The sequence below is a fragment of the Sinorhizobium sp. P24N7 genome (assembly GCF_042436655.1).
In the GTDB taxonomy this organism is placed as follows: Bacteria; Pseudomonadota; Alphaproteobacteria; order Rhizobiales; family Rhizobiaceae; genus Sinorhizobium; species Sinorhizobium meliloti_A.
Window position 1 is genome coordinate 1 of sequence record NZ_JBHMIW010000163.1, and the last position, 368, is coordinate 368.

The 368-nt window shown below is 59.0% G+C and carries 1 protein-coding gene and 1 pseudogene; both read right to left on the reverse strand.

The genetic code is table 11. The features are described 5' to 3' along the window. Positions 1-220: ArsC/Spx/MgsR family protein (locus ACFHWW_RS34450; RefSeq protein WP_379943883.1), on the reverse strand; the 220-nt coding region annotated here is incomplete at its 3' end. Next, positions 217-368 (reverse strand): annotated as a pseudogene (locus ACFHWW_RS34455) (arsenate reductase ArsC); the annotation flags it as partial. The gene ACFHWW_RS34450 and the pseudogene ACFHWW_RS34455, both read right to left, overlap by 4 nt.

Sequence of the window (368 nt, forward strand, 5' to 3'; positions counted from 1 at the left end):
GGCCGAGTTCTTCGTAGGGTGTACCCTTTTCCCGAACCAACTCGCGAACGGGTATACTCATACGCACGACCAGCTGCTCCAGCAGCCGCCGGCTTGGCGGAGTCTTCAAATACTCGACCACATGCGGTTCGATTCCGGCGTTGCGTATCATTGCCAAGGTGTTCCGAGACGTGCCGCAATCGGGGTTGTGATAAATGACGATGTCGATCGGCTCTTTCATGCGACGTCGGGCCTCTGTGCGGTGGAACCTTCCATCTGGCCGATCTCGTGCAGTTTTGCCGTCAGGCTCAGCCGCTCCAGGCTTTCCACCGGGAGCGCTGCGAAGGCGGCAATGCGGAGTTTCATGTAACGAAGCGTCGTGGCGAACG